We start from the raw sequence: 25,047 nt of genomic DNA, 5'->3' as shown, positions 1-25,047 counted from the left end.
CGAAAAAGGATTCCCGCATCATGTCGCGCTTGCTCAAGTCTGCTGCCGCTCTTTCCGCCATCGCCCTCGTCGCCGCCTGTGGCGGTTCCGGGTCCGACGCGGCGCCGTCTTCAGCCGCCGAGGCGCCCGCACCTGCATCCAAGCCCGCGCCAGCCACCACGCCGGCACCTGAACCTGCAGCCGACACTGCAGCAGCGCCTGCGGCAACCCCGGCCGCTGCCCCTGCCGCCGCGCCCGGTGCGCCCAGCCCCGAATTCGCCAACCTGCCGGCCCCTTACAATACGGCCGACTACGCACGCGGCCGCCGCACGTTCAAGCTCTGCTCGTCGTGCCACCTCGACAAGGAAGGCGCCGGCAACCTTGTTGGCCCGAACCTCTACGGCCTGTTCAATCGCAAGGTCGGCACGGAACCCGGTTTTGCCTATTCCGATGCCCTCAAGAACGCCGACTTCACCTGGACGCCCGACCATGTCGACGAATGGCTGACCAATCCGCGTGAATACCTGCGCGGCAACCGGATGAGCTTTGCAGGCGTGCGCAAGCCGGAAGACCGGCTCGCCCTCATCGCCTACCTGATGACCGAAACAGGCTACGAGCCGCCAGCCGAATAGGCCCGGCCTAGCGCCGCGTCGTCAGCGCCACCAGCACCGCGCTTTCATCATAGGCGCTGCCGAATTCCTCGCGATAGCCGACCGACAGGTCGATACGCCCCAGGTGATAGCCGATCTGGCTTTCCATCTTGTAGGAGTCGGCGCTGTCATTGCCACGCTCCAGCCACACCTGCTGCGTCGTGAACACATGCTCGGTCAGATCGGCGCCATAGCCGAATTCCGCCCGCTGGCGGACGCAGCCATCCTCATGCCCGATGACGGCAAGGTCGCTGAAGACATAGAAATCGCGCCCCTTGCGAGCACCGGAGAAACCGCCGCTGAGGCGCGCTTCCCCGCCCCACTTGTCGCAATTGGACAGGCCCGCAATGGCGCTGCCATAGACCGGCCCGCCCTCTGCACCGACCGTCCAGCCGCCATGCCGCCAGACCTGGCGCCGCAAGGTCATGCGGTAGGATTCGCGATTGATCGCGCTGTCATCGGGATAGGTCACCGCTTCGGTCTTGGCCGTCAGCGTCCAGCGCTGCGTCAGGCCATATTCGCCATAGGCATCCACCCGGTGACCGTCGACGCCGTCAAGGTCTTCCATGGAATACAGGACGCGCCCGTAGAATCCGCCATCATCGCGGGTCCACGGGCCAGCCTCCGCCACGCCACCCCCGTTCAACGCCATCGCGAATGCCAGCCACACCCGTGTCATGGCCCGTAACCTACAGTAGAATGTGCCACGCAAAAAGCCCCCATCGCGAGATGAGGGCTTCAGGCTTTCCGGCCGGGGCCGGCGATGCCTCTAGAGGCGGAAGCGGATCTGGTCCGACCAGAAGCGCTCAAGACGCGAAATGGTCTTGTTCAGCTGCGAGAGGTCGTCGTGACGCACGCTGGCAGTCGGTTCCAGGGCCGTTGCCTGCTTCTCGAAGAGGTTGGCAACACGGTCACGGACCTTCAGGCCCCGCGGCGTGAGGCGCAACGTCACCGTGCGCTTGTCATCCTCGGAACGCGTCTGGATCAGGTAGCCGCCTTCCTGCAGTTTCTTGACGTTGTACGACAGGCTCGTACCGGCAAAGGCGCCACGGGCACGCAGGACAGAAGCCGGGGCTTCATCATCGCCGATTTCATAGATCAGCAGGGCCTGCACGCCGGTCAGCGACCGTTCGCCACCGCGTTCCAGATCGTCTTTGACAACGTCATGCAAACGGCGGTGAGCCTGTTCAAGGAGAGACAAAGACTTCAGGAAAGACTCGCCAACGGAAAGGGGTGCAGTTTCCTGCATTTCGGAGATCATCATTATTACCACCACTCAACTTTTGTTGTAGTTTGAGTAGATTTACCGGAATGATCCTAATTTATTGATAATCATCTCCCGGTTTCAAGTGATGATAGTTAATATATACCCCTATTCATTAACCGTTACTGCAGCGAAACGTTTCTCAGGTATGAATCCGGCCCCATTCCGGCCTGAAATGCGGATTTGGCGGCACATGAGACCCATGCCCGCCAATCTATGCTGGTGAATACTTGATAAACAGGCCTGGCGCGCGTCTAACCGAATATTTGTACCGTCAAGGCAGCGTTGCGCAGTACTTGGCTGGACACTTGAGGCTTTCCGCCCTTGCCTGGCCCGAACGGGCACCCCGGCGCTTCAGTCGAATTCGAGCTCGTCGGCACCGAGCGGCGCGAAATAGCGGTCGACGTCTGCGTCCGTGACGGCCTCCAGCCGGGCCGGTGCCCATACGGGTGCATTGTCCTTGTCGATGATCACCGCCCGTACACCCTCCAGGAAGTCATGGCTCTGCACCTTGCGCCAGCCGATGCGGTATTCCATCCGCATATTGTCCCGGAAATCCGTCAGACGTCCGCCCTCGCGCAATTGCCGCAAGGCCACCTTCACCGTCTCGGGTGACTTTGTGGCCAAAGTCGCCACCTGCGCACTGGCCCATTCGCCGCCATCCGCCTGCAGCGCCGCGACGATCTCCTCGGCGGTGTCGAACCGGAAACAGGCATCGATCACGGCACGGTGCGATTCAAAGCTGCCCATAGGCACGGAATGGGTCAGGCCGCGCAGGATCTCGTTCAGCAGCTCCGCCGCGCCGACCGAAAAATCAGCCCCCTCGACCTGCTTCTTCAGGTTGGCGACAAGTTCCGATGGCAGGAAATGCGTAGCCACGCGCGCCGCTGCCACATCGGCCCCCTTGAGGCGGGCACCGGTCAGCGCCAGCCAGGTACCAAGCTCGCCCGCAAGGCGCGGCAGGAACCAGCCGCCACCGACATCCGGGAACAGGCCGATCCCGGTCTCCGGCATCGCAAACACTGTCCGCTCGGTCGCGATCCTGTGCGAGCCGTGCACCGACAGGCCGACGCCGCCGCCCATCGTCACCCCGTCCATGATTGCCAGCACGGGTTTCGGGAACGCCTTCAGGGCGGCATTCATCCGGTATTCGACATTGAAGAAGGCCCGCGCCTCGCTGGCATCGCCTGCGCCGCTGTCGGCCAGCATGCGAATATCGCCGCCTGCGCAGAATCCGCGCGTGCCTTCTTCATGCTCGATCATGACCAGGTAGACGGTCGGGTCGCCGGCCCAGCGCTCCAGCGCAGACAGGATGGTCTCGCACATTGGTGCGTTGAGGGCATGCAGCGCCGCAGGGCGCGTCAGCGTGATACGCCCCAGCCCTTTGTGAACGTGGATAGTCACTTCATCCGTCATGGCCGCTTCCTTGCTGTGATCTTGCAGGCTTTCATCGAATCTTTCCCGTTTCCGGCAAACTCCGTTTACCAGTTTCCGTCATATGTTGAGGAGTAAAGTGCAGACCGCACCAGATGCGCGGCAGAGGACATGTGATGACCACGATGAATCGCAGGGGCAGGAGAACCCAGCTCGCTGAAACCGGCCTGATCCGTATCGGCCTGTTCCGGAAGCTTCAATGCGAGATCAGGGACGTGTCGCCCGGCGGCGCCCGCATCGTGATACCGGAGGGCGCCGAACTGCCCGAGGAGTTCCGCATGCGCCTGCCGCACTTCAAGACCCCGCGCCACTGCATCCGCCGCTGGCAATGCGGCAGCGAGACGGGCGTCGAATTCAAGCAGGACTAGTGTAATGCGCACCCCTCCAGGGTGATGCGATGCATGATGCGGCGCTGGCCGTGATAATCGTTCAGCGCCCAGTGCCAGGTCGACCGGTTGTCCCAGAACGCCACCGAGCCCGGCTTCCAGACAAACCTGTGGGCGTTCTCCGTGTTCATTGCATGCGCGAACAGCTTTGCCAGCAAAGGCATTGACGCCTCCGGCGTCTGCCCGGCAATGCCCACCGTGAAGGCCGGATTCACATACAATGCCTTCTTGCCGCTCAGCGGGTGGGTGATGACCACCGGATGCACCACGTCCTCCAGCACATCGGCTGCAGCGGCATTGCCGATGCGTGCGCCGCCGGCGTCTGTCGTATTGTAATAGGTCTGCTCCTGCGACCCGAAGATATGCTTGGCCGAATGCACCGCGCTCAGGCCGTCAATCTCTGCCTTGGTGGCATCGTCCAGCGTGTCATAGGCCCGGTACATGCTGGCAAAATAGGTGTCCCCGCCAGATGCCGGCAACACCCGCGCAACGAGGATCGAGCCCATTGCCGGCTCGACATCATAGGAATGGTCAGTGTGCCAGCCGCCGCCGATATTGTCCTTCTGGTCGGCCTCCTTGGCCACCATCGCAATCTGCGGATAATCCGGGTGCGCGGCGAAGAACCGGTTCACGTTGATCGGCGCGAACCGCTCGCCAAAGGCGATATGGTCATCCTCGCTGAGATCCTGGTCCCGGAAGAACAGGACACCATGGTCGGCATAGGCCGCCTTGATCGCGGCCATCTCACCGTCCGTGACCCGTCGCAGGTCGACATCCGTTATCTCTGCGCCCACGCCGGGCAGCGCCTCGATGTGCATTGCGTTTCTCCCATTCGCGCCAGCTTCAGCCGGTCTCATGGAATCACTCTAGCGCAGAAGTCCGGTGTCGCAATGCCAGCAATCCTCACCCATGTCCGACCCGATCGGGCTGCCGGGTGGCGCGTCGACGCCCGGCGCAACCGGCGCGGCAGGCACAGCTGCGCGGGCAAGGTGCGCCGCAATCTTCCGTGTGATGTCCGCGCGGGTCGCCACGTCGACGGTATTGGCACCCCGCCCCTTTGCGGCGATCCGCTGGTTCAAGGCCCCAAGATAGGAATCAGTCCGCGCAATGGTTTCCGGCGTCGCGCTGGCGTCCGACGCGAGATCGATCAGCATGGACGCGTAGCGCACCTGCTCCCGGCGCAGGATGCCCGCCTGACGCGGCGTGGCGGGCGCGGCGAACACCACGCGCTCGATGCCACCCAGGACATCCTCAAATGCCAGTGCCTCTGTGTCACGCCGCTGCGTCTCGATCAGGCGCGCGACACGCGCCGGATGCAGCAGCGCGCCCAGCGTCTGCGACACCGCCGCATCGGCTGCTGCCACCAGGTCGAACATCGCGCCGGTCGTGCCGGGGAAATATTCGGCACCTGACGCGCCTGCGCCAAAGGAATCGAGCGGCGCGTTCAGCAGGTTCAGCGTGTCATCGGGCAGGTCCAGCGCCGCCGGGTCGAGTGTCGTAAGCAATGCGTCAAGCGCCGCCTTCTGGCGCGTGGCCGGCACGGGCGCCCCAGCCTGCCCGCCATCGCCTCGCAGCGAGTAACGGAAATCATATCCGCCAATCGATTTGGCCGCCGCCGCAACCTCATAGCGGTGGTACAGGTAAACCGGGACCAGCACCGCCCGCAGGTCGTATGTCGGCTCGCCCGCCTGGATGACATCCAGCCCGAAACGCTCCAGCGCGATCTTGCGCACCCGCATCGTCTGCGCCAGCGCCGCGACCGGGTCATTGCCATTGTCCCAGACGCTGGCATAGGGATGGCCTGTGCCGACGCTGCGCCCCTGCGCATCGTCCACGAACCGCAGGCCGTCTGCATAGGCCGCCATCAGCACCTTGTCGCCTTCCGCCGCCGCATCCACATCGTCCGGATACTGGGCATACAGCCACGTCGCCGCCACCTTGTCCCACGCGCCGATCCCGACCGCATAGGCCTGCGAGAAATCGAGCGTGCCGTCATCTGCCACCGTCACCAGCGGCGCGGGATAATCCATCACCGACGCGCGGTCATTCGTCGACGCTGCGAAATTGTGGGCAAAGCCCAGCGTATGGCCCACTTCATGCGCCGCCAGCTGGCGAATGCGCGCCAGGGCCAGCTCTACCGGATCGTCCGCCGCGCCCGTGCCGGTCTGCCCGGTTCCGGCCAGCCCTTCGAAGATCATCCGGTCCTGGCGCACGCGCTGGCTGCCAAGGATCACGTTAGCCTTCAGCATCTCGCCGGTACGCGGGTCATACACGCCGCCGCCATACGACCAGCCGCGCGTCTGGCGATGCGTCCACTGGATCATGTTGTAACGCACGTCCAGTGGATGCGCGCCCTCGGGCAATACTTTCACCTCGAACGAATCCGGAAAGCCCGCGGCCGTGAACGCATCGGCCCACCATGACACGCCCTCCATCAGCGCATTGCGGATCTCCTCCGGTGCGCCGGAATCGACATAGAACACGATCGGCTTGATAGCCGGGCTGCTCGCGGCATTCGGGTCCTGCTTCTCCAGCCGGAACCGGCGCGCAAAGGCCTGCCGCACCTTGCCCGACAGGGGGGCGGAAAAATCATGGAAGCCGACATCGATCGCGCCGCTACGCGGATCGAACAGGCGCGGTGTGTAGCCGTCGTCCGGCAAGCGCACCAGCGACTGGTGCTGCACCAGCGTGAACGCCCGCCCGTCCGCCGCGGTCGCATTGACCTGCGCCTTCGGCTCGTCACTCGTCAGTGTCAGGAAGGCATCGAACTCTGCATTGTCCGGGAAGCTCCAGGCCTGCGACGCATCCGGCATCGACCGGTCTTCGGCAATCGCAAACTCACCGCCGTCCGGATGGGCCTTCAGGATGCCGCGCACATTCAGCGCGTCGCGCGTCAGGAAGCCCTTGAGGTCGACCAGCAGCGCGCCGTCCGGGCCCTCGGCGATCACGTCCCCCGCCCAGACGAATGACCGCGCGAAGGATTCCCGCACCGCCCTGCGCTCCAGCGCATTCTCGGCGCTTGCCCGATAGGTCCAGTTCTCCCTTTCGGCGATGACCTTGCTGCCGACACGCCGGAAGGCAATAATGCTGCCCTCGTCGAAATAGCCCCGGTCCAGCCCGATGGGATTGGAGCCCAGCCCCGCCGTCAGCCCGGCCGAATGGATCGCCCGCAGCGACAGCCCGTCCGCATCCGGCGCCGGAAACGCCGCCAGCACCCGCCCGCCTTTCGTATCCGTATAGATGTCGAGAAAGCCCTGGCTCAGCGTCAGGCCCTTGGTCGCCGTCGCCCAATCAGCCGCGCCTGGCGCCTCTGCAGCCACCGCCGGTTTCGGTTGCGCGGCACACGCCGAGGAAAACACGGCAAACACCGCAAGCAAAAGAACGGCAACAAGGCGCATGAATTCTCTCCGGGGATGGCTATGCGGCCCACGCTGCCGCAAGCCCCGAACGAATTCAAACCCTTTTTGGGAAATCAGTCCTTCAGCATGTCCCGCGAGATGATCACGCGCATGATCTCGTTGGTACCTTCCAGTATCTGGTGCACCCTCAGGTCACGGACGATCCGCTCGACGCCATAGTCGGCCAGATAGCCATAGCCGCCATGCACCTGCAGCGCGTCATTGGCCACCTTGAACGCCGTGTCCGTCACGAACCGTTTCGCCATCGCGCACCAGCGCGTCGCGTCCGGCGTCTTGCCGTCCAGCCGCCCGGCAGCTTCGTACAGCATCACGCGCGCGGCCTGCAGTTCGGTCTCCATGTCGGCCAGCTTGAACTGCATCGACTGGAATTCGGCCAGCGCCTTGCCGAACTGCATGCGCTCCTTGGCATAGGCCACCGCCTTGTCGAGCGCGAGTTGCGCCCCGCCCAGCGCACAGGCCGCAATATTCAGCCGCCCGCCATCCAGCCCCGCCATCGCGAAGCGGAAGCCGTGCCCCTCTTCGCCGATCCGGTTGGCTGCCGGCACGCGCACGCCATCGAGGATCACCTGCGCCGTCGGCTGGCTCTTCCAGCCCATCTTGCGCTCGTTCGCGCCAAAGCTGAGCCCCGGCGTGCCCTTCTCGATGATGAAGGCCGACACGCCCTTGGCGCCGTCATCCGACGTGCGCGCCATCAGCACATAGACGTCCGACGTGCCCGCACCGGAAATGAACTGCTTGGTGCCGGTGATGACATAATCGTCGCCATCCTTCACCGCGCGCGTCTTCAGGCTCGCCGCATCCGATCCCGCCCCCGGTTCGGTCAGGCAATAGCTCGCGATCAGCTCCATGGCTGTCAGGCGTGGCACCCAGGCCTTGCGCTGTGCCTCCGACCCGAACGTGTCGATCATCCAGCTCGCCATGTTGTGGATCGAGATGAACGCCGCCGTCGATACGTCGCCATAGGCCAGCTGTTCGAAGATCAGCGCCGCGTCGGTGCGCGTCAGGCCCGATCCGCCGACATCGTCCTTCACGTAAATGCCGGCAAAGCCGAGTTCGGCGGTCGACTTGATCACGTCGACGGGGAAGTGGCTGTCCCGGTCCCAGGCCTCCGAATGCGGCAGCAGGCGGTCCTGGGCGAACTTGCGCGCCATGTCGCGGATCATGACCTGTTCGTCTGAAAAGTGCGCACTCATTTGCTTTTGTCCCGGTTCTGAGTAGATACCCTTCCAATGACAAACTGTGCCAGCGAGAGTCAATGCGACGCCTGCCCGAAGACTACTCGATCACACGCGTTGCCCCGGAAGAAATTCCGGCGCTGATTGCCATTGATCTGGCAGCCGGCGAATTGTTCAATGATACCGGCCTGATTGACGAAGACGCCCTCGACGACCATGTGCCGCCTGACGTGTTCGCACAGGCGATCGAGACCAGGCACCTGATCACCGTCCGCGACGGCAAGGGCCAGCCGGTCGGGTTCGCGCTGACATCGAATCGCGGCGGAACCCTCTATCTCGACCAGATCAGCGTGCACCCCGACCATGGCCGCCAGGGCCTCGGCGCCGCCCTTATCGAGCGCGTCGTGGATGAGGCAAAAGCCCGCAAGCTGCGCCAGATCACCCTGTCCACGTTTCGTGAACTCGCCTGGAACGGGCCGTTCTACCACCGCCTCGGTTTCCGCGAGATTCCACGCGAAAAGCTGGCCGACTGGATGCTCGACCTGGAAAAGGCGCAGGCCGCCAGTCTCGACATTTCACAGCGCTGCTTCATGGCGCGCAGGACCGGGTGGTTGTAGCGGCCCCGGATTTGTCGCATCTAGCGCTGCATGACCCAGTTTCCCCAGTCCTTCCCCGCCACCCGCATGCGCCGCCTGCGCCAGTCCCCCTGGATCCGCAGTCTCGCCGCCGAGAACGTCCTCACGCCCGCCGACCTGGTCTGGGCCATTTTCGTGCATGATGGCGAGGGCCGCGAGCCGGTCGCCAGCCTGCCGGGCATCGACCGCCTCAGCGTCGCCGAGGCCGCCAATGCGGCCCGCCGCGCCAGCGAGCTGGGCATCCCGGCCATCGCCATCTTCCCCTATATCGGCCCCGAAGGGAAAGACGAGACAGGCTCCGGCGCGCTTGCCCCCGACGGCCTCGTCCCCCGCGCCCTGCGCGCCATGAAGGACGCCGCGCCGGAAGTCGGCCTGATCACCGATGTTGCCCTCGACGCCTATACCAGCCACGGCCATGACGGCCTGCTCGATGCTGACGGCACCATCCCGAATGATGCGACAATCGAGAAGCTTGTCGAACAGGCCCTCGCCCATGCCGCCGCCGGCGCTGACATTGTCGCGCCCTCCGACATGATGGACGGCCGCATCGGCGCCATCCGCGCGGCCTTCGACGAGGAAGGCTTCACCAATATGATGATCCTCGCCTATGCCGCCAAATATGCCAGCGGCTTCTACGGCCCCTATCGCGACGCCATCGGCTCGGCCAAGTCCCTCAAGGGCGACAAGAAAACCTACCAGCAGGATCCCGCCAACAGCGAGGAGGCGCTGCGCGAGGTTGCGCTCGACCTCGCCGAGGGTGCCGACATGGTCATGGTCAAGCCGGGTCTTCCGTATCTGGACATTGTCCACCGCGTCTCCACCACGTTCGGCGTGCCCACCCTCGCCTACCAGGTCTCCGGCGAGTACGCCCAGATCAAGGCCGCCGCCCTCAACGGCTGGATCGACGGCGACCGCGTCATGATGGAATCCCTGATGTGCTTCAAACGCGCCGGCGCCAGCGGCATCATCACCTACTTCGCGGAAGAAGCGGCGGAGAAGTTGGGTTAGCCTCACAAACCGAACTCATCCTGAGCGAAGTCGAAGGATGGCGCCCCTGAACCAAAACCCCATTCGCCCGCGCCCAATCCTTCGACTTCGCTCAGGATGAGCGCTAGAAGAGGGCCATGCAGTTCTGGGTCTATCTCCTGCAGTGCGCGGACGGGAAATACTATGTCGGGTCCCACAGGGGAGACGACGTGGAAAACCGCGTCTGGACTCACAATGAAGGCGTCGATCCGAAAGCCTTCACGTTCAGGCGCCGGCCTGTCGAACTGGTCTGGGCGGGCGCGTTCCCGGACCCGGCCGGCATGGTCAGTTTCGAACGCCAGATGAAAGGCTGGAGCCGAGCGAAGAAGGAAGCCTTCGTCCGCGGTGACTGGACCCGGCTGAAGACTTTATCGAAATCGCAGACAGCGCCGCCAATTCGGGAATTGGGAAAATTCTACAAACTCACCCATCAGGACTCACTCCATAAACCGGACTCATCCTGAGCGAAGTCGAAGGATGAATGCGGCGGCGCACACCCTTCCCCCCCGCGCCCGTGCTTCGACTTCGCTCAGCATGAGCGCTCATGAAGACACGCGCAAACCTGCCCCACACCCTAACGCAACCGTAATCTCCCCCGCGCACCTCCACCCCAATCCTGACACGATCCCGGCCTATCCCTCGCCGGTCAAATTCAGGAGCCTCCCATGATCCGCACCCTTTGCCTTGGCCTCGTGGCCGCCTGCCTCACTGCCGCGCCTGCCCTTGCCGAAGACCGGTCCGAACAGGTCGCCAGCTGCATGATCAGCCATGCGACCGAGGCCGACATCGCGCAGATGAAACAGCTGATGCTGCTGGCCCTGCAGGAGAAGAAGAGCGAGGCGACCGGCGTGCTCGGCGCGCTGATGCTGACAGCCGGGCTCAGCGCGTCGGGCAATTGCGGCGTCGGCTTCAATGAAGTGGGCACGCCGATGTTCGAATACGCCATGCGCCTCTATGGCGAACATCTCGGCACCGTCGTCCTCGAGCGCTCGCTGGAGGCGATGGACCTGCCCATGCAATAGCCGCCACGGAATATCGCGGCCAGGGGTGGCCAGATGCCGCCGGGCAGGTAAAAATGCCCCGAGACCGGACAAGACACGGGCCGCCTGATCCAGGCCGCCCATTCCGACACAGAGTGGGGGATTTCCAGGATGGCGCGTGTTCTTCGCCTTTGGCTTGCCGGTGTGGTCGCGGCGCTCTCATGTGGCGTCGCCGCCGCGCAGGGCGCCCCCGAGATCGTGCCGCCGGGCTGGGCGATGCGGGTCAGCACCAACAGCGTCTACCTGACACGCCCCGACATGCCGCAAATCCAAGTCGCCATCGTCAACGATGTCCGGCCCGAGCTGACGCAAGAAGAGAAATTCGAGTCCGCGAAGGCATACTTCGCCGATCGTGCGCACTGCCCTGCCCTGGCGCAGGCCGAAACGCAGGGCTCCTTTGCCGGGCTCTTCGCATCGGATGATCCCGTCCGCCCGCATTGCCGCCTCATCGGCATGGGGCATTGGGTGAAAGACGGCCTGCAAATGGCCGTGATCGTCAACTCGCAGCCCGCCCTCGGGCCGAAGGCAGACAGCTACGCCTACCAGGCCATAACACAGCAAATCGTCGAACTGTTCACGCTGCGCTACCAGCTCTCGCAATCCGACCAGACACCGACGCCCACCGCTGAGGGCTATGCCCGGTCGATCCCGCGTGGCCACAAGCCCGTCATGATCGTCGACATGGTCCGGTCCCAGCTGACCGAACTGTTCATGACGGCCGCATGGGAACCTGTCGGCAATCACACGGCGATGCTGTTTGCCCGCGAAAGCGACACCGCGCCCGCATGGGGATCGCACTGCCTTGACTGGGACCCGACACTGTTCGCCCCAGGCGACATCCTGGTCCATGACAAGACCGGCCAATGCCTCCCCTTCCTCTGGCGCTGGAAAGACGGCCGGGAAAACGGCACCGTCGAGGCGCGCGGCATGGGCCAGCCGGAGTGGAAATCACTCCGCGCATTCGAGGCCGACTTCAATCACTTTGACGAAGACTCCCGGATCGAAATGGTCCGCGCCTACAGGCCGTTCAAAAAGGGCACAGCGCTCGATGTTGCCTTCGGCGAGGACACCAGCGTCCTGAAGAAGGTCGCCGCCGGCACGCTGCCTGCCGCCGCGCTCGGAAAGCATGACATCATCCTGGCGCCGGACGGGAAATTCATCGCAGGCACGGTCCGCTCCGCCACGCTGCCCGGCGGCAAGGCAGAAGGCGGTGTCACGGGCTCCTACTATGTCGACGGCCATGCCATGACGCTGCTGCTTGATAATGGCCACGTTGTCGAAGGGTTCGCGGGATGGCTCGACGCGGCGCAGCCGGCAGGGCTCGCCCCGCCCGTCGCCGGAGCCACGTTCAGCAATTCATCCAGCCTCAACATCAATGGCTGGACGTATTACAGCCGGTAAGCATGCGCGGGCAGCGATTGCCGCAATCCGCCCTCGCCCCCAATCCGGACTCACCCTCAGCGAACGCGAAACACGGCTCCGTCAGGTGCCTTGCTCTTCCCGCATCCCGACAAACAGCGCGATCACGCCGATGAACCCGCCATAACGGAACGCCGAGCCGAGCGCGGGGTCGAGCAGCGCAGGTGACCGCCACAGCTCGAACCAGGTCTCGGCGATCACGATCCATCCGGCGAACAGCATGAACATGGCCACGCCACAGCCGGTCAGCGCCAGCGATTTCGCCTTCTCGAAGATCGCCGCATCATCCCCCCGTGCCGTCCACATCCGCCACGCTCCGCCCAGGCACAGCAGGCCGGTCGCCAGCTTCAGCAGCACGATGAACGATGCTCCCAGGAATATGACCGCCGGGTTCGACGTTGCCCGGCTGCTCGCCGGCACCGCGTCGAATGTCGACATCGACGTGGTCGCGGCCACCGCCCCCGTGGTTCCGCCCCAGTCGACGATATTGCCCACAACGGCGACCAGCGCCCATGCGGCGACACTCAGCACCAGAAGTATTTTCACGATACGCAGCATTCTTGCTCCCCTCCCTGTTTCGGCGTCAAACTAGGCGAATCTTTGCGGCATGCAAGGAAGCAGGGAATTGCGGGTGCCGTCAGGCACCGGCCTGTCCCCCGGAAAATCGCCGCGTCCTGCAGCCGCCATTGTCCGCGCCTCAAATCTCTCCGCCCCCTGCTGTCCCCGCGCATAATGGTCCCATCATGCTGACGCGCCGCGCCCATCTCTATGCCTTTGTCTATCCGCTGTTCTGGCCCTGGCTGTGGCTCCAGCTCTGGCGTTTGCAGGCCTGGATCGACACGCACCATCGCGATGTCCTCTTCCGCATCGACCGCTTCGGCAATCTCACCGTCACCTGCATCAGCGATGCCCCGCGCGACCCGTCCCTCTATCATTATGACGCGCCAGCCTGCCCTGCCTGGGCCGATCCCGGCCTGGCATGCGACACGCCGGTAGCGTTCCTGGAATCACACCTGCCCGCCGCTGCGGCCACGGCTGCGCCCTGCCACGCTTGCAGCGCGGTTTGCGCCCCGGCCGCGCCCGACACGTCCTGATCCGCGCGCCTGCACCCGAATTCAGCCCGCATCGCCCCGGATGGCCCCGCCATGCCGGCCGCTGGTGCTGGCCGGTTCCGCGCCGGTGATTGCATCCGGCGCCGGCTTTGCCTACCAATGTGCGGGTCAGCCGGAACGGAGAACACCATGACGCCTCGCCAGACCCCCTTCGCCATTGCCGCCCTCGCCGCCTTTGCCCTGCTCACTGCCTGCGGATCGGGCGACAGTCCGGCAGCCCCCGCTGAGTCCGCCGTGACGCTGGAGAACGGCCTGACGGCCCGGGAAACGATCGAGGCCCGCCAGGCGCACCTGAAGAACGTCGGCAAGGCCTTCAAGACGATCAGCGACAACCTCAAGGCCGGCGAACCGGATCTCGCCGCGATCCAGGCCGCTGCAGCCGCCATCCCGTCCGAAGTGTCCGACATGGACACCTGGTTCCCGGCCGGCAGCGGCCCCGATGCCGGTGTGAAGACAGCGGCCCTTGCCGTCATCTGGGAAGAGCGCACCGAACTGGAAACGAAGATCACCAACCTCCAGTCAGCCGCCGCAACGCTCGACACCACGGCCCAGGCCGGTGACATCGCCGCCATCGCTGAGGCGTTCAAGGCCACCGGCGCGACCTGCAAGTCCTGCCACGACAAATTCCGCGCGGAAGACTAGGCCGGCATGCCGGACAGTCGCGCGCAGGTTCAGGTCTGGGACTGGACGCTCAGACTGTTTCACTGGCTCACGGTGTTCGGCTTCGCCCTGATGTGGTGGACGGCCGAGCAGGGCATCATGGACTGGCACAGGCGCCTTGGCGTCACGCTGGTCGGGCTGCTGGTCTATCGCCTTGTCTGGGGCCTCATCGGACCGGCCACCGCGCGCTTTGCCCGCATGCTGGTTCGCCCGCGTGAACTGCTCGCCCATGTCCGCGACATGCTGGGCCGCCGGCACCACCCGCATTTCGGGCACAACCCGGCGGGCGCGCTCAGTGTCATCGCCATGCTGCTGGCACTCGCCACGCAGGTCTCCACCGGCCTGTTCGCGGTCGATGTGGACGGCCTGGAATCCGGCCCGCTCGGACGCTACGTCTCGTTCGAAACCGGCCGCCTGTTCGCAGAGATCCACCATATCAGCTTCAAGGTCCTGCTCACCCTGATCGGGCTTCACCTGGTCGCCATCGCCACCTACCTGCTGCTGTTCAAGGACAATCTCGTCAGGCCGATGCTGACAGGCCACCGTCCGCGCGCAGACTTTGGAACATCGCCGGCAGACAGTCGCGCCCGCTGGCCGCGGATCATCGGGGCAGCGGTCATCGCCCTCGCCGTCGTCTCGGCGATCCTGTACGCAGGCGGCTGATCGCGCTCAGACGGACTTGACCGTCCGCGCCCTGTGGATACTGCAGTGCCGGCCTGAACGTATCAATCGTTGCAACTGCTACACAATTGTACACTGCACGGCATATTCATGACCGGCAGGCTGTCCGCAGGCGCAATTTTTGGCGTTTCCTTCCAACTATGGGTTTCACTTGGAATTAATTTCTGTTTAACCTTCTTTCATGGGGACGAAAGCTTGGCACCCGGTGGTCCGCGGAATACTATTTTCGATAGTATTTTCCGGCTTGGCACTGTTCATATCCGCGATCGAGCCATTCGGCATCGACACGGCGATGGATCAGCACAGCCGAAATATCCTGTACCGGGCCTTCGCCTCCTATTATGGCGACGCCCGCACCAACCCGGACGATTTCGGGATCGAGGCCTATGTCAATGCCGAAGGCGACGCCGAGCACGACCTCTGGCGCCTGCCCGATCCGGTTGATCCCGGCGCGCCGAAAATCGGCCAGGACCAGATCGTCACCGTCTATCTCAGTGAAGTCGTCCTCAACACGATGGGCCGGGTGTTCAAGAGCTTCGCCGGCGCAGCAGATCCGGGCGCCGATGGCGATGAGGACGCGCCGAGCGTCATCGATGCCGGCTGGCAAAGCTGGCGGCCGACCTATCGTGACCATGCCTTCCTCATACACGAGCTTGTCACGCTGCATGAAGGCCGCACCAATCGCGATGGCGGTCCGATCCGGCCACCGCCGGCCATGTTCTTCGACTTCATCTTCCTTGAAAACGGCGGCACCGCGCAGGAACGGGCAAACTACAATGAATTTCTCACCGAGGTCGCAGCAGCGACCGCCTACGGCAAGTGGAAGGACGAACCCGCATCGCGATGCGGTACAGCGCTCCTGAAAGTCGCCTGCATCAAGGCGAATGGCGGGATACCGCTTGTCTTTGCCCGGTCGATCGAAGTCGAACCGCTCGTCGACGGCGAGGAGCCGGCCCCGGCGCAGAGGGATCTCGAAAGGATCGCCATTCTCGCCCCGGTCCGCTTCCTGACCGAAGAGGGCATGTACCCGACCTACACGACCGCCCTCGGCCATGCCGAACTGCAGCAATACTTCCAGAAGAAAGGGCAGCGGGCCCAGCGCAGGCCAACCCCCGCCGTGGTCACCTATCTCGCCTGGTGCATCGACAATGCAAACCAGTGCCCTGAAATCGACAAGGATCCCGACGAGTCCGACCGGACCTTCAAGATGGCAGAGCGGCTGCAGGTGATCCTCGACCGCCGGGGCGACCAGATGTCCCTGATCTGGGGGTCGAATGTGCCGCGCTATTTCGCCGACATGGAAACCTTCGTCACCGGCAAGGCCCCGACCATCGAGAAGCTGCCCCTTTTCGGTCGGAAGATCGACGAGATGGCCCCCGCGCCGAAGCAGGACAATCCGGTGGTTCCCGGCCAGGAAAAATCCGAAATCACCTGCTATATCGACGCCAACCCGGTCGTCATGCTGGCCCGTCTCCTGTTCAACCGGACGTCCGGCAGCGACATGCAGACCTATCGCACGCTGGTCCAGCCGTGCCCGTACCATCTCGAAGTGCCCTTCTTCACGATCGGCGAGGGCAGCGTCTCCGACGGCATGGCCCGCGCGGTGTTTGACGGACGGGTGATGATTGTCGGCACACGGTTCCGCAATTCGGCTGACTGGACGCCATCAACGGCCCACGGCCGGCTGCCCGGCATGCACCAGCACGCAATGGCACTGGACAACCTGATCACGGATCATCAGGATTACCTGCGAGGCCCGGATGGCAACAGGCTGTTCAGCTTCATGGGTATCGGCCGCGTGGACGAGGGAGACGTGTACGAGACATTTGTCATGCTGTTCGTCGCACTGGCCGGGGTTCTGGGCCAGTTCACCATGAACCGCAGCCTGATCGACAAGGCGCATGCCCTGGAAACCGGCACCCGCGCACAACGCCGCCCCAGCCACTGGATATTCTACATCATGACGTTCGGCACCATCCTGCTGATCGTCGGCGGCGCACTCTACTTCCAGCTGTTCTACCTGCGCATGGCGCCGCTCAACTGGATCGGCGTGCTGACGCTGTCATGGTCGTTCTTCATCTTCCTGATGCGTGACGAAATCGGCGACGACATCGCGCGCCTGCTGCGCCAGACGCCGGTGATCAAGCGGTCCGGCAACGCCTTCCTCAACATGATCGCCCGCACGGCGCGCTATCTCGACATGGAAACGATCGGCTTCGAAAGCAGCCAGCGGCCCGCCAATGCCCGCGCCGAGAAGGAGCGCATCGTCAGCCTGCTGTATCCACCCACCACGATCGCAGACGAACCTGAATCACCCGCGGAAGCCGGGACACAGCTTCCACCAGCCCCCACCCCAGAAGGAGACCCGATATGACCCGCATCCTATTCGCCCTCGCATTATCTTGCGCGTTCATGGCCTCGGCCGGACTCGCACAGGCGGACGACGCTACGCCGCTGGCCTTCAAGAAGACCAGTGTCATGGCCATGATCGACGGCAAGCTCACCCGTGTCGACACGACCGCCTTCAAGCAACTGGACACGCCTTATGAAGTCGACGGCATGTTCGTCAAATTCACACATGGCGGAAAGGAATACCGCGTGAAGGCGACTGACACGAACGTCGAAACCAACAAGCCGCGCGTTTGCGGACCGACTGAAATCAAGGTCGCCCAGAGCAACCAGAAAATCGGCGCAACACAGATGGGTTCGGGGGAATCTGCCTGCGTCAACCAGAACTGACCACAACACCTGAGACAGCATTCCAAATGGGGACACCATGAAACGCTTACTGAACATACTGGCGATGGCCACATCCACTGCCGCGCTTGTCGCGTGCGCGACTGCGATGGACGCGGTGCAGACGATCAATCCGATCGGCTTCTCGGAATCGGGCAAGGACGGACCCAAGCTCGTGACCAGCGAGCCGACCGTCTACTCGACCGATTCTGAAGGCGCGAGACTGAACCAGGACCTCGAGAACAAGGGTGAACTGACCCAGCTGGTTCTCGAAATGCCGTACACCGAATCCCAGCTCAACACGATGCTGGCCGGTATCGCGGCGAACTGGCCGCATCCGCTTCCCGACCAGCCGCGGGTCAAGATCTCGATGCTCAACGAGTATTCCGGTGTCACCTATGCCAATGGCACGATCGTCATCGGCCTCGGCACCTTCTCGCCGGTGCTCGAAACCGCCGGCGCTGCGGCGGCGGCCCAGGGACCGACAGTCCAGTCAGACCAGGAGCTGCAATACCTGATGGCCCACGAGTTCAGCCATTATGCGCTCGGCCACCACAACAAGGGCGACAGCCTGGCTGGCATGCAATCGTTCGCCAGCAAGCTGACCGGCCTCTACAACACGGCCGCCGTCCTGCAGGAAATGCGCTACCAGGAAACGGCAGACGGCGGCACGTTCGTGGTCCAGAACCAGAGCGAAGTGTCACAGAACGTGGAATCGGCGATCAACACGTTCGACCTGATCAGCGCCCTCTCGGCGCGGGGCCTCGCCCCGGCCTGGAACCGCAACCAGGAAGACGAGGCCGATGTGCTGGCCCTCGACCTGATCAAGGCCGAGGGCATCAATGCGCCCTATTACGAAGCCATGTTCACGTCCCTGTACGAGCAGGAAACGCTGACCGCCGCCCTGACCACGGCACTGCAGGAATCGGTTTCCAGCATGCAGCAGCAGGCGCTCCAGCCCGCATCGCTGCAACAGGCGATGTCCGGCAATGCGGGCAACGTGGGCACATCCCTGCTTGACGGCGCAAAAAAGCAGTTCATGACCACCGCCCGCGAAAAGTTCTACAGCTATGTCACCCGCACGCACCGCTCGCCGAAAACGCGGCTGGAAGGCGTGCAATCCTATGAGCTGACGGCCTATCCCGACGTGACGGAGGAAAGCCGCGATACCGCTGCCTTCATGGAAGAACCGTCGACCGTGGTGCTGGATGCCATCAAGTCCACCGATGAATTCATGGACGCCAAGGCCGCGACCATCGCCTATTACGAATCCATCGGCCACCGGGAAGACCGGAACTATGTCGCCGCCGAACAGGCCATCCAGCAGGCCATGAACACCCGCTTCGGCCAGCAGGCAGCGATCCAGTTCGAAGCCGGCCGGGTTGCCGAATATGCCGGCAATCCGCAACTCGCACGCCTGCGCTACCAGGCGGCCATCAAGACCGTGCCGCTGCCGGATGGCTACCGGCGCCTGGCCCGTCTCGAAGTGCGCAGCGGCAATTACGCAGAGGCTGAATCCGTCATCCAGCGGGGCGAGACTGTCCTGATGGATACGGAGTATTTCCTGCCGTCGCGCATCAACCTCGCCGTTGCCCGCGACGACGTGGACCTGGCCATGACCCATGTCAGGACCTGCCGCGATACCCAGCGGGCCGACCTGATCGCTGCCTGTGAGGCCAACCATGCCGGCCTTGATCCGGCCGACCTGACAGCCGAAGAACGGGCCTTCTTCGAACGCCAGGGCGAACTCGGCAACAATCCGGCCGAAGGCCTTGTCGAAGGCCTTGGCGGCCTGTTCAAGCCGAAGACGCCATAGGCAGGCCATCCCTTCACATGCGCAGCGCGCTCGCAGAGTGCCTTGCGCATGTGGATTGCCCTGCCTGGCAGCTCAGGTGTCCCAGGTCTCGTACGTCCGGCGCATGTAGGCCAGTCCGTCCTCGACCATCTCGCGCAGCACAGCAAGGTCGATGTCGGCAAGGCTCTTGACGTACAGGCACGATGCGCCGGTCTTGTGCTTGCCCAGCCGGGCCAGCTTGTCGCCCATCTCACGATAGCCCGGCAGGATGTAGATGCTCATCGCCGCCTTGCGGGGTGAGAACCCGGTCATCAGGAACTCTCCCTCCCGGCCGGTGGCATATTTGTACCGGTATCGCCCGAAGCCGATGATCGACGGCCCCCACATCCGGGCCTCGAGGCCGGTCACATCCTCGAACCATGACAGCAGGACGCCCGCGTCCGCCTTGCGGCGCGGGTCATCCAGGCTGGCAATGAAGGCCGCGGGCGAGATGGCGGTCGGCTGTGTCTTGTTGTCCGCCCCGGCCATCGTCCGCGCCCGCTGTCAGGTTTCGCTTGTCTTGAAGTTCTTCTCTGTCGACTCGAAGCTGAGGCGCACCAGTTCTTCCAGTGCAGTCAGGTTCACGTCCTTCAGGGCCTTGATGAAGACGCAGGACTTGCCCTTGTCATGCTTGCCCAGGTTTTCGAGCGGCGCGGTGAAGGTTTCGAAGTCCGGCGACAGGTAGACCACGATATGCTTCTTCGCCGGTTCGAACCCGGCCATCATGAATTCGCTCTTGCGCCCGCTCGGCGTCGAATAGGCATAGCGGCCATATCCGATCTTGCTGGTGCCCCAGATCGTTGCCGGCAGCTCCGTAGCGCCGGCAAACAGCTCCAGGAGCGCCTCGCCTTCGGCGCGGCGTTGCGGGTCGCTCAGACTGGCAACATAGCGCTCAACACGGGTTTTCGGGGCTCGGATAACGGATTCTGCTGCTGGCATAAGGGTACGACTACGTCCTTTACAATGGGAGGAAATCCCACCTTACAACCTTCCGGCAAAAAAATCCAAAGTATCCTGCACTTAGCCGATCTGGACCTTGGCACCGAGATCCAGCACCAGGATCAGGATCGCCGCCACGACCAGGAAAAAGGCCGAAAGGCCGGCATTCAGCCACACCGCGCGGGTCGCATTCTTCTGCTCGATCCACTTGCGCGGACGGATCTTGCGCAGCCGGAACACGATCAGCGCCGACAGGACCAGGCTCGCGATGTTCAATGCCAGCAACAGCGCCGCCCTCAGCGCCAGGGAAAACTCGCCGCTGCCCGCAAACAGGCCCAGCGCCGCGCCGGGCGGCAACAGGGCTGCTGCCACCATCACGCCGACCAGGGCCGCTCCCTGCCGGCGCGTCAGCGACAGGGCCGCAGCCCCGCCAGCCGCCATGGCCAGCGCCAGGCCGTCGAGCCGCACTTCGGCCCGCGACATCAGTTCCCGGCTGTTCAGGTCCAGAGGCAGGAAGAAGGAAATGATGAGCGAGGTGGCAAGCGCCGTCGCAATCCCCACGGCCAGGGTGACGCTGCCCCGCTTCAGGAGGTCGAAATCGCCCAGCGCGGCCCCCATCGAGAACCCGAGTATCGGCCCCAGCAGCGGCGCGATCACCATCGCCCCGATCACCGCGGCAATACCGTCCGAGTTCAGGCCGATTGTCGCCACGATGGTCGACAGCACCACCATGATCAGGAAATCACGGTCCAGCCGCGCGCCCGAAGCGACATCGGAATAGAGCTCCTCGCGCGTCGCGCGTTCGGACTTGGCCGCCTTTTCACTGTCCACGTCGTCCAGCTTGGGCGCCGTCGCCTCGATCGGCAGCACCGTGATGCGCCAGTCCTTGCGGCCTTCCAGCGCCGACTGGAGATTGTCCATCAGCATCTGGCCGGTGCCTTCGCGCATGAAGACCGAAATCAGGCTGCGGTCCTTTTGCTCGGTTTCCATCACCACATAATCGATGGGGTCGGCAGCTTTTATGGCGCGCATCACCGTATCGCTGGCTGCGTCCTTTGCGAGATGGATATCCAGGCGCCGCACGGCCTATTTGCTCCGCGTCAGGCGGGCGATCAGGCTGCTGGTGTCCCAGCGCGCGCCGCCCATCGCCTGCACGTCGGCATAATACTGGTCCACCACCGCCGTCTGCGGCAGGCTCGCACCATTCTCGCGCGCCGCTTCCAGCGTGATGCGCAGGTCCTTGCGCATCCAGTCGACCGCAAAGCCGTGTTCGAACTGGCCATCGACCATCGTCTGCCAGCGATTTTCCATCTGCCAGCTCTGCGCCGCGCCGCCGCTGATCGCCTCGATCACCTTCTCGGCGTCCAGCCCGGCCTTCTCGGCAAAGTGCAGGCCTTCCGCCAGGCCCTGCACGATCCCCGCGATGCAGATCTGGTTGACCGATTTTGCCAGCTGTCCGGCGCCGCTGTCCCCGATCAGGGTCATCTTCCTGCCATAGGCGGCCATCACCGGCTCGGCTGCGGCATAGGCTGGCGCGTCGCCGCCGCACATGATTGTCAGCTTGCCATTGACCGCGCCGGCCTCGCCGCCGGAAATCGGCGCATCCACGAAGTGCGCGCCCTTCGCCTTGCACCGGGCATACAGTTCCCGCGCGAGGCCAGACGAGGCGGTCGTGTGATCGACAACAATCATCCCGGCCCCGAGGCTCGGTTCCAGCGCATCGAACACGGTGCGCACGTCCGGGTCGTCACCCAGGCAAAGGAAAACGAATTCGGCGCCGAACACGGCCGAGGCCGGGTCCTTGGCCACGTCGCCCTTGTGGGCCTTTTTCCACGCCGCTGCCTTGGCCGCCGTCCGGTTCCACACACTGACCTGGTGACCGGCCCGCGCCAGGTGCCCCGCCATGTGAAATCCCATCACGCCAAGTCCGAGGAATGCCGTCCGCGCCATCGTAGTTTCTCCTGCTAGCCCTTGGCCAAGTAGATCAAATTTCATCGAAATCCTACCCTTCGCTTTGGGCTGGCTTTCACCAAGACCTGCTATCTCTCACATTACAGATCAGAAGGATCGGACTTCGAGCGTATGGCATATGCCACGACCACTCGGCACTACGCGGGCAGAATGCCCGTCGCGCCGGCCCGCAAGGCCGGCACATGGAAGATGGCCTATGCCGACTTCCTCACGGCCCTGATGGCGTTCTTCCTGATAATGTGGCTGGTCAGCGGCGTCTCGCCGGAAGACCGTGCCGAGATCGCCGACTATTTCCACAGCAAGACGACCCCCGCCGTGGCCATCACGACGGCCGCCCCTGATTCTCCTGCCGGCCAGCTCTTTACCACGCTCAGCCAGCAACCCGGCCTTGCCGATGCGGGCGACAATGTCGTCCTCACGACCGAAGCCGACGGCGTGCGAATCGACCTGGTCGACAGCGCCCAGCGCCCCCTGTTTGACACCGGCAGCGGTGCCCTGACGGCGGCGGGCCGCGACCTCGTCGCCCTCACCAGCCAGGCGCTGGCACCTTTCGACGCGCCGGTCTCGATCGAAGGCCACACCGATGCCTTCACCGGCGCCGGCACTTATTCCAACTGGGATCTCTCGGCAGAGCGGGCCAGCGAAGCCCGGCGCGCCCTGACACAGGCCGGCCTGGCCGCATCGCGCATCCGCGCCGTGTCCGGCCTGTCCGATACCCAGCCTCTGTATCCGGGCCAACCGCACTTGTCAGCCAACCGGCGGATCAGCATATTGGTTCACACAGACGGCTGAGCCCCGTAAGGGAGATGCTTGCCATATGAACCGGAGACCAGATGATCGCTGACTTCCTGGCCCACTGGCCCATGTGGGCAAGCCTCGCGGTCGTGTGCGTTGCGATTGTCCTGTACATGTCGGACCGCTGGCCGATGGAGCTCGTCTCCGTCGGCGTGATCGCTGGCCTGCTGCTATTATTCACCATTCCTGGCGCTTATGGGGCTGACGGCACGCCGGTCAGTGCCGTCGAACTGCTGTCCGGTTTCGGCAATCCCGCCCTGATCACGATCATGGCGCTGCTCGTGGTCGGTCAGGGCCTGTTCCAGACCGGTGCCCTGGACGGCCCGACCAAGGCGCTCGTCGGGGGGTACGAGAAACGCCCGGTCAGCACGCTGGTCCTGGCCTTCCTCGCCGTGTTCGTCACCAGCGCCTTCGTCAACAATACGCCCATCGTCATCATGTTCCTGCCGGTGATGAGCGCCATTGCCAAGCGCATGAACACCTCGCAGTCCAAGCTGATGATGCCGCTCAGTTTCGCGTCCATCTTTGCCGGCATGACAACGCTGATCGGCACCTCGACCAACCTGCTCGCCGCCGAGGCCTTCGAACGGATCGACGGCCGCCAGCTCGGCTTTTTCGACCAGACGCCGATGGGCCTCATCCTCGCTGGTGCAGGCTTCATCTACCTCGCCATCTTCTCGAAATTCCTGCTGCCCAACCGGCGCGGCCTCAGCGACGAGCTGGCCCAGCCGTCCGGCAAGCAGTTCGTCGCCCAGATCGAGGTCACGTTCGGCCACTTCCTGAAAGGCAAGCACCCCGTCGCCGGCATGTTCGTCGACCTGCCGGACATGACCGTCCGCATGATCCAGCGTGGCGAACGCGCCTTCCTGCCGCCCTACGAGGACATCACCCTCCAGCCGGGCGACCTTGTCATCGTGGCAGCCACCCGCGCGGCCCTGCAGAACGTCCTCGCCCGCCAGCCGGATTTCCTGCAGCAGGTCTGGGAATCGGCCGGTGGCGACCTGGAAGAGAACAGCCGCCCCGGCGCCCTCGCCCTCACCGAGGCGGTCATCGCCCCCGGGTCTCGCATGGTCGGCCGCACGGTCGAGATGCTCGGTTTCCGCCGACTCACCCGCGCCGTTACCCTCGGGATCCAGCGCCGCAGCCGGATGATTCGCACCAAGCTTGGCGAAATCCGCCTTGAATCCGGCGACACGCTGCTCCTCTGCGGCCCGGTCGACGCCTTTGTCGACCTGCGGTCCAGCCGCGACATCATCCTTCTGGAATGGTCGCAGACCGAGATACCGCTCACCCGGCGCGCGGTTGCCGCGCGCGTCATCGCCCTTGCCATGGTCGCCCTCGCGGCGACCGGCCTGGTCTCGATCCTGCACGCGTCCGTCCTCGCCGCGGTCGCCATGCTGGTTGTCGGCTGCGTCAACACGCGCCAGGCCAGCCGCTCCCTCGACCTGCGCATTTTCCTCGTCATCGGCTCTGCCCTTGCAATGGGCATGGCGCTCGAGAAAACCGGCGCAGCCGCTGCGATTGCGCATACCGTGGTCGACCTTGCAGCGCCCTATGGCACGCTCGCCGTGCTGTCGGCCCTGTTCCTGGCCGTCGCCGTGCTCACCAACCTCCTGACCAATGCGGCAACCGCCATCCTGTTCTCGCCAATCGCCCTTTCAGCGGCGGCCGAGCTGAAGGTGGACGATCCCCTGCCATTCCTGCTGGCAGTGATCTATGGAGCCAATTGCAGCTTCGCGACGCCGTTCGCCTATCAGACGAACATGCTCGTCATGGGCCCCGGCCATTACAGATTCAGCGACTTCATGAAATTTGGCGCACCGCTCGTATTTGTGCTTTGGTGTGTCTTTACGATTTTCGCCTCTTGGCGGTTCGATCTGTAAGTGTATCGT

The 25,047-nt window shown here is 64.1% G+C and carries 26 protein-coding genes; 15 read left to right on the top strand and 11 right to left on the bottom strand.

Annotated features, from left to right (window positions below):
- Positions 1-20 precede the first annotated feature (20 nt).
- Positions 21-611 (top strand): c-type cytochrome, encoded by a 591-nt coding sequence (locus HJO_RS14740; RefSeq protein ID WP_035618336.1) that lies wholly within the window; start codon positions 21-23, stop codon positions 609-611.
- 7 nt (positions 612-618) lie between these two features.
- On the opposite strand, the gene HJO_RS14735 is transcribed toward HJO_RS14740, so the two are convergent.
- The 3 genes from HJO_RS14735 to HJO_RS14725 form a co-directional block, all read right to left on the bottom strand.
- Positions 619-1,308: a hypothetical protein gene (locus HJO_RS14735; RefSeq protein WP_035618332.1), complete on the bottom strand. Its 690-nt coding sequence runs from the start codon at positions 1,306-1,308 to the stop codon at positions 619-621.
- A gap of 90 nt (positions 1,309-1,398) precedes the next feature.
- Positions 1,399-1,893 carry a MarR family winged helix-turn-helix transcriptional regulator gene (locus HJO_RS14730; RefSeq protein WP_051618655.1) on the bottom strand — a complete coding sequence of 165 codons (495 nt, stop codon included), beginning with the start codon at positions 1,891-1,893 and terminating at the stop codon, positions 1,399-1,401.
- A gap of 354 nt (positions 1,894-2,247) precedes the next feature.
- A complete protein-coding gene (locus HJO_RS14725) occupies positions 2,248-3,309 on the bottom strand; it encodes an enoyl-CoA hydratase/isomerase family protein (RefSeq protein WP_035618329.1) in 1,062 nt (353 codons plus the stop codon).
- Between the two features lie 134 nt (positions 3,310-3,443).
- On the opposite strand from HJO_RS14725, the gene HJO_RS14720 reads away from it, so the two are divergent.
- A complete protein-coding gene (locus HJO_RS14720) occupies positions 3,444-3,695 on the top strand; it encodes a PilZ domain-containing protein (protein ID WP_035618326.1) in 252 nt (83 codons plus the stop codon).
- Here the strand turns inward: HJO_RS14720 and HJO_RS14715 are convergent.
- From HJO_RS14715 to HJO_RS14705, 3 genes are all read right to left on the bottom strand, one after another.
- Complete coding sequence (locus tag HJO_RS14715; RefSeq protein WP_035618323.1) at positions 3,692-4,531, bottom strand: TauD/TfdA dioxygenase family protein; 840 nt, start codon at positions 4,529-4,531, stop codon at positions 3,692-3,694. The two genes, HJO_RS14720 and HJO_RS14715, sit on opposite strands and share 4 nt — an antisense overlap.
- A 48-nt stretch (positions 4,532-4,579) precedes the next feature.
- Positions 4,580-7,111, bottom strand: a complete 2,532-nt coding sequence (locus HJO_RS14710) for a zinc-dependent metalloprotease (protein ID WP_035618320.1) — start codon at positions 7,109-7,111, stop codon at positions 4,580-4,582.
- 74 nt (positions 7,112-7,185) lie between these two features.
- The gene (locus tag HJO_RS14705; RefSeq protein ID WP_035618316.1) at positions 7,186-8,325 is read right to left on the bottom strand and encodes an acyl-CoA dehydrogenase family protein; all 1,140 of its coding nucleotides are present in this window, start codon (positions 8,323-8,325) and stop codon (positions 7,186-7,188) included.
- A 62-nt stretch (positions 8,326-8,387) separates the two neighbouring features.
- Between HJO_RS14705 and HJO_RS14700 the strand changes: the two genes are divergently transcribed.
- The 5 genes from HJO_RS14700 (at position 8,388) to HJO_RS14680 (ending at position 12,409) form a co-directional block, all read left to right on the top strand.
- The gene (locus HJO_RS14700) at positions 8,388-8,924 is read left to right on the top strand and encodes a GNAT family N-acetyltransferase (protein WP_035618313.1); all 537 of its coding nucleotides are present in this window, start codon (positions 8,388-8,390) and stop codon (positions 8,922-8,924) included.
- A gap of 30 nt (positions 8,925-8,954) precedes the next feature.
- Positions 8,955-9,950, top strand: a complete 996-nt coding sequence (gene hemB, locus HJO_RS14695) for a porphobilinogen synthase (protein ID WP_035618310.1) — start codon at positions 8,955-8,957, stop codon at positions 9,948-9,950.
- A gap of 116 nt (positions 9,951-10,066) precedes the next feature.
- A complete protein-coding gene (locus HJO_RS14690; protein WP_084142056.1) occupies positions 10,067-10,432 on the top strand; it encodes a GIY-YIG nuclease family protein in 366 nt (121 codons plus the stop codon).
- Positions 10,433-10,633: 201 nt separating this feature from the next.
- Positions 10,634-10,990, top strand: a complete 357-nt coding sequence (locus HJO_RS14685; RefSeq protein ID WP_035618308.1) for a hypothetical protein — start codon at positions 10,634-10,636, stop codon at positions 10,988-10,990.
- 129 nt (positions 10,991-11,119) lie between these two features.
- The gene (locus HJO_RS14680) at positions 11,120-12,409 is read left to right on the top strand and encodes a hypothetical protein (protein ID WP_035618305.1); all 1,290 of its coding nucleotides are present in this window, start codon (positions 11,120-11,122) and stop codon (positions 12,407-12,409) included.
- A gap of 81 nt (positions 12,410-12,490) precedes the next feature.
- Here HJO_RS14680 and HJO_RS14675 read toward each other — a convergent pair whose 3' ends face one another.
- Positions 12,491-12,985 carry a DUF2165 family protein gene (locus HJO_RS14675; protein WP_035618302.1) on the bottom strand — a complete coding sequence of 165 codons (495 nt, stop codon included), beginning with the start codon at positions 12,983-12,985 and terminating at the stop codon, positions 12,491-12,493.
- A gap of 185 nt (positions 12,986-13,170) precedes the next feature.
- Here HJO_RS14675 and HJO_RS14670 point away from each other — a divergent pair, with 185 nt between their 5' ends.
- The 6 genes from HJO_RS14670 (at position 13,171) to HJO_RS14645 (ending at position 19,432) form a co-directional block, all read left to right on the top strand.
- On the top strand, positions 13,171-13,521 hold the full coding sequence (locus HJO_RS14670; protein ID WP_035618299.1) for a hypothetical protein: 351 nt from the start codon (positions 13,171-13,173) through the stop codon (positions 13,519-13,521).
- Between the two features lie 147 nt (positions 13,522-13,668).
- Entirely contained in the window at positions 13,669-14,181 is a 513-nt protein-coding gene (locus HJO_RS14665; RefSeq protein ID WP_162173840.1) for a c-type cytochrome, read from the top strand.
- 6 nt (positions 14,182-14,187) lie between these two features.
- Complete coding sequence (locus HJO_RS14660; protein WP_035618296.1) at positions 14,188-14,862, top strand: cytochrome b/b6 domain-containing protein; 675 nt, start codon at positions 14,188-14,190, stop codon at positions 14,860-14,862.
- Between the two features lie 262 nt (positions 14,863-15,124).
- A complete protein-coding gene (locus HJO_RS14655; protein WP_035618293.1) occupies positions 15,125-17,254 on the top strand; it encodes a hypothetical protein in 2,130 nt (709 codons plus the stop codon).
- On the top strand, positions 17,251-17,619 hold the full coding sequence (locus tag HJO_RS14650; protein ID WP_156945697.1) for a hypothetical protein: 369 nt from the start codon (positions 17,251-17,253) through the stop codon (positions 17,617-17,619). The genes HJO_RS14655 and HJO_RS14650 overlap by 4 nt, the downstream gene beginning before the upstream one ends.
- A gap of 37 nt (positions 17,620-17,656) precedes the next feature.
- Positions 17,657-19,432, top strand: coding sequence for a M48 family metalloprotease (locus HJO_RS14645; RefSeq protein WP_035618287.1), 1,776 nt, complete (start codon positions 17,657-17,659; stop codon positions 19,430-19,432).
- A 72-nt stretch (positions 19,433-19,504) separates the two neighbouring features.
- Here the strand turns inward: HJO_RS14645 and HJO_RS14640 are convergent, their stop codons facing one another.
- The 4 genes from HJO_RS14640 to HJO_RS14625 form a co-directional block, all read right to left on the bottom strand.
- Complete coding sequence (locus HJO_RS14640; protein ID WP_035618284.1) at positions 19,505-19,939, bottom strand: DUF1801 domain-containing protein; 435 nt, start codon at positions 19,937-19,939, stop codon at positions 19,505-19,507.
- Positions 19,940-19,954: 15 nt separating this feature from the next.
- Positions 19,955-20,389, bottom strand: coding sequence for a DUF1801 domain-containing protein (locus HJO_RS14635; RefSeq protein WP_051618653.1), 435 nt, complete (start codon positions 20,387-20,389; stop codon positions 19,955-19,957).
- An 81-nt stretch (positions 20,390-20,470) separates the two neighbouring features.
- Positions 20,471-21,472: a TIGR00341 family protein gene (locus tag HJO_RS14630; RefSeq protein WP_051618652.1), complete on the bottom strand. Its 1,002-nt coding sequence runs from the start codon at positions 21,470-21,472 to the stop codon at positions 20,471-20,473.
- A gap of 3 nt (positions 21,473-21,475) precedes the next feature.
- Entirely contained in the window at positions 21,476-22,339 is an 864-nt protein-coding gene (locus tag HJO_RS14625; RefSeq protein ID WP_035618282.1) for an NAD(P)-dependent oxidoreductase, read from the bottom strand.
- A gap of 171 nt (positions 22,340-22,510) precedes the next feature.
- Between HJO_RS14625 and HJO_RS14620 the strand changes: the two genes are divergently transcribed.
- The gene (locus HJO_RS14620; protein WP_035618279.1) at positions 22,511-23,152 is read left to right on the top strand and encodes a flagellar motor protein MotB; all 642 of its coding nucleotides are present in this window, start codon (positions 22,511-22,513) and stop codon (positions 23,150-23,152) included.
- A 41-nt stretch (positions 23,153-23,193) separates the two neighbouring features.
- The gene (locus HJO_RS14615) at positions 23,194-25,038 is read left to right on the top strand and encodes an SLC13 family permease (RefSeq protein WP_035618276.1); all 1,845 of its coding nucleotides are present in this window, start codon (positions 23,194-23,196) and stop codon (positions 25,036-25,038) included.
- The last annotated feature ends 9 nt before the right edge of the window (positions 25,039-25,047 follow it).

Origin of the sequence: Hyphomonas johnsonii MHS-2 (assembly GCF_000685275.1) — a bacterium.
Classification (GTDB): Bacteria; Pseudomonadota; Alphaproteobacteria; order Caulobacterales; family Hyphomonadaceae; genus Hyphomonas; species Hyphomonas johnsonii.
Note: the sequence above shows the minus strand (reverse complement) of the source record. Positions and strands in the feature narration are given on the sequence as shown.

Excerpts from the sequence above, each read along its gene's own strand:
- HJO_RS14690 (WP_084142056.1), top strand. The coding sequence starts at position 10,067 with ATGCAGTTCTGGGTCTATCTCCTGCAGTGCGCGGACGGGAAATACTAT.
- HJO_RS14685 (WP_035618308.1), top strand. The coding sequence starts at position 10,634 with ATGATCCGCACCCTTTGCCTTGGCCTCGTGGCCGCCTGCCTCACTGCC.
- HJO_RS14675 (WP_035618302.1), bottom strand. The coding sequence starts at position 12,985 with ATGCTGCGTATCGTGAAAATACTTCTGGTGCTGAGTGTCGCCGCATGG.
- HJO_RS14705 (WP_035618316.1), bottom strand. The coding sequence starts at position 8,325 with ATGAGTGCGCACTTTTCAGACGAACAGGTCATGATCCGCGACATGGCG.
- HJO_RS14700 (WP_035618313.1), top strand. The coding sequence starts at position 8,388 with ATGCGACGCCTGCCCGAAGACTACTCGATCACACGCGTTGCCCCGGAA.
- HJO_RS14620 (WP_035618279.1), top strand. The coding sequence starts at position 22,511 with ATGCCCGTCGCGCCGGCCCGCAAGGCCGGCACATGGAAGATGGCCTAT.
- HJO_RS14730 (WP_051618655.1), bottom strand. The coding sequence starts at position 1,893 with ATGATGATCTCCGAAATGCAGGAAACTGCACCCCTTTCCGTTGGCGAG.
- HJO_RS14710 (WP_035618320.1), bottom strand. The coding sequence starts at position 7,111 with ATGCGCCTTGTTGCCGTTCTTTTGCTTGCGGTGTTTGCCGTGTTTTCC.
- hemB (WP_035618310.1), top strand. The coding sequence starts at position 8,955 with ATGACCCAGTTTCCCCAGTCCTTCCCCGCCACCCGCATGCGCCGCCTG.
- HJO_RS14725 (WP_035618329.1), bottom strand. The coding sequence starts at position 3,309 with ATGACGGATGAAGTGACTATCCACGTTCACAAAGGGCTGGGGCGTATC.
- HJO_RS14665 (WP_162173840.1), top strand. The coding sequence starts at position 13,669 with ATGACGCCTCGCCAGACCCCCTTCGCCATTGCCGCCCTCGCCGCCTTT.
- HJO_RS14670 (WP_035618299.1), top strand. The coding sequence starts at position 13,171 with ATGCTGACGCGCCGCGCCCATCTCTATGCCTTTGTCTATCCGCTGTTC.
- HJO_RS14615 (WP_035618276.1), top strand. The coding sequence starts at position 23,194 with ATGATCGCTGACTTCCTGGCCCACTGGCCCATGTGGGCAAGCCTCGCG.
- HJO_RS14715 (WP_035618323.1), bottom strand. The coding sequence starts at position 4,531 with ATGCACATCGAGGCGCTGCCCGGCGTGGGCGCAGAGATAACGGATGTC.
- HJO_RS14740 (WP_035618336.1), top strand. The coding sequence starts at position 21 with ATGTCGCGCTTGCTCAAGTCTGCTGCCGCTCTTTCCGCCATCGCCCTC.
- HJO_RS14640 (WP_035618284.1), bottom strand. The coding sequence starts at position 19,939 with ATGGCCGGGGCGGACAACAAGACACAGCCGACCGCCATCTCGCCCGCG.
- HJO_RS14635 (WP_051618653.1), bottom strand. The coding sequence starts at position 20,389 with ATGCCAGCAGCAGAATCCGTTATCCGAGCCCCGAAAACCCGTGTTGAG.
- HJO_RS14650 (WP_156945697.1), top strand. The coding sequence starts at position 17,251 with ATGACCCGCATCCTATTCGCCCTCGCATTATCTTGCGCGTTCATGGCC.
- HJO_RS14720 (WP_035618326.1), top strand. The coding sequence starts at position 3,444 with ATGACCACGATGAATCGCAGGGGCAGGAGAACCCAGCTCGCTGAAACC.
- HJO_RS14660 (WP_035618296.1), top strand. The coding sequence starts at position 14,188 with ATGCCGGACAGTCGCGCGCAGGTTCAGGTCTGGGACTGGACGCTCAGA.
- HJO_RS14680 (WP_035618305.1), top strand. The coding sequence starts at position 11,120 with ATGGCGCGTGTTCTTCGCCTTTGGCTTGCCGGTGTGGTCGCGGCGCTC.
- HJO_RS14625 (WP_035618282.1), bottom strand. The coding sequence starts at position 22,339 with ATGGCGCGGACGGCATTCCTCGGACTTGGCGTGATGGGATTTCACATG.
- HJO_RS14645 (WP_035618287.1), top strand. The coding sequence starts at position 17,657 with ATGAAACGCTTACTGAACATACTGGCGATGGCCACATCCACTGCCGCG.
- HJO_RS14735 (WP_035618332.1), bottom strand. The coding sequence starts at position 1,308 with ATGACACGGGTGTGGCTGGCATTCGCGATGGCGTTGAACGGGGGTGGC.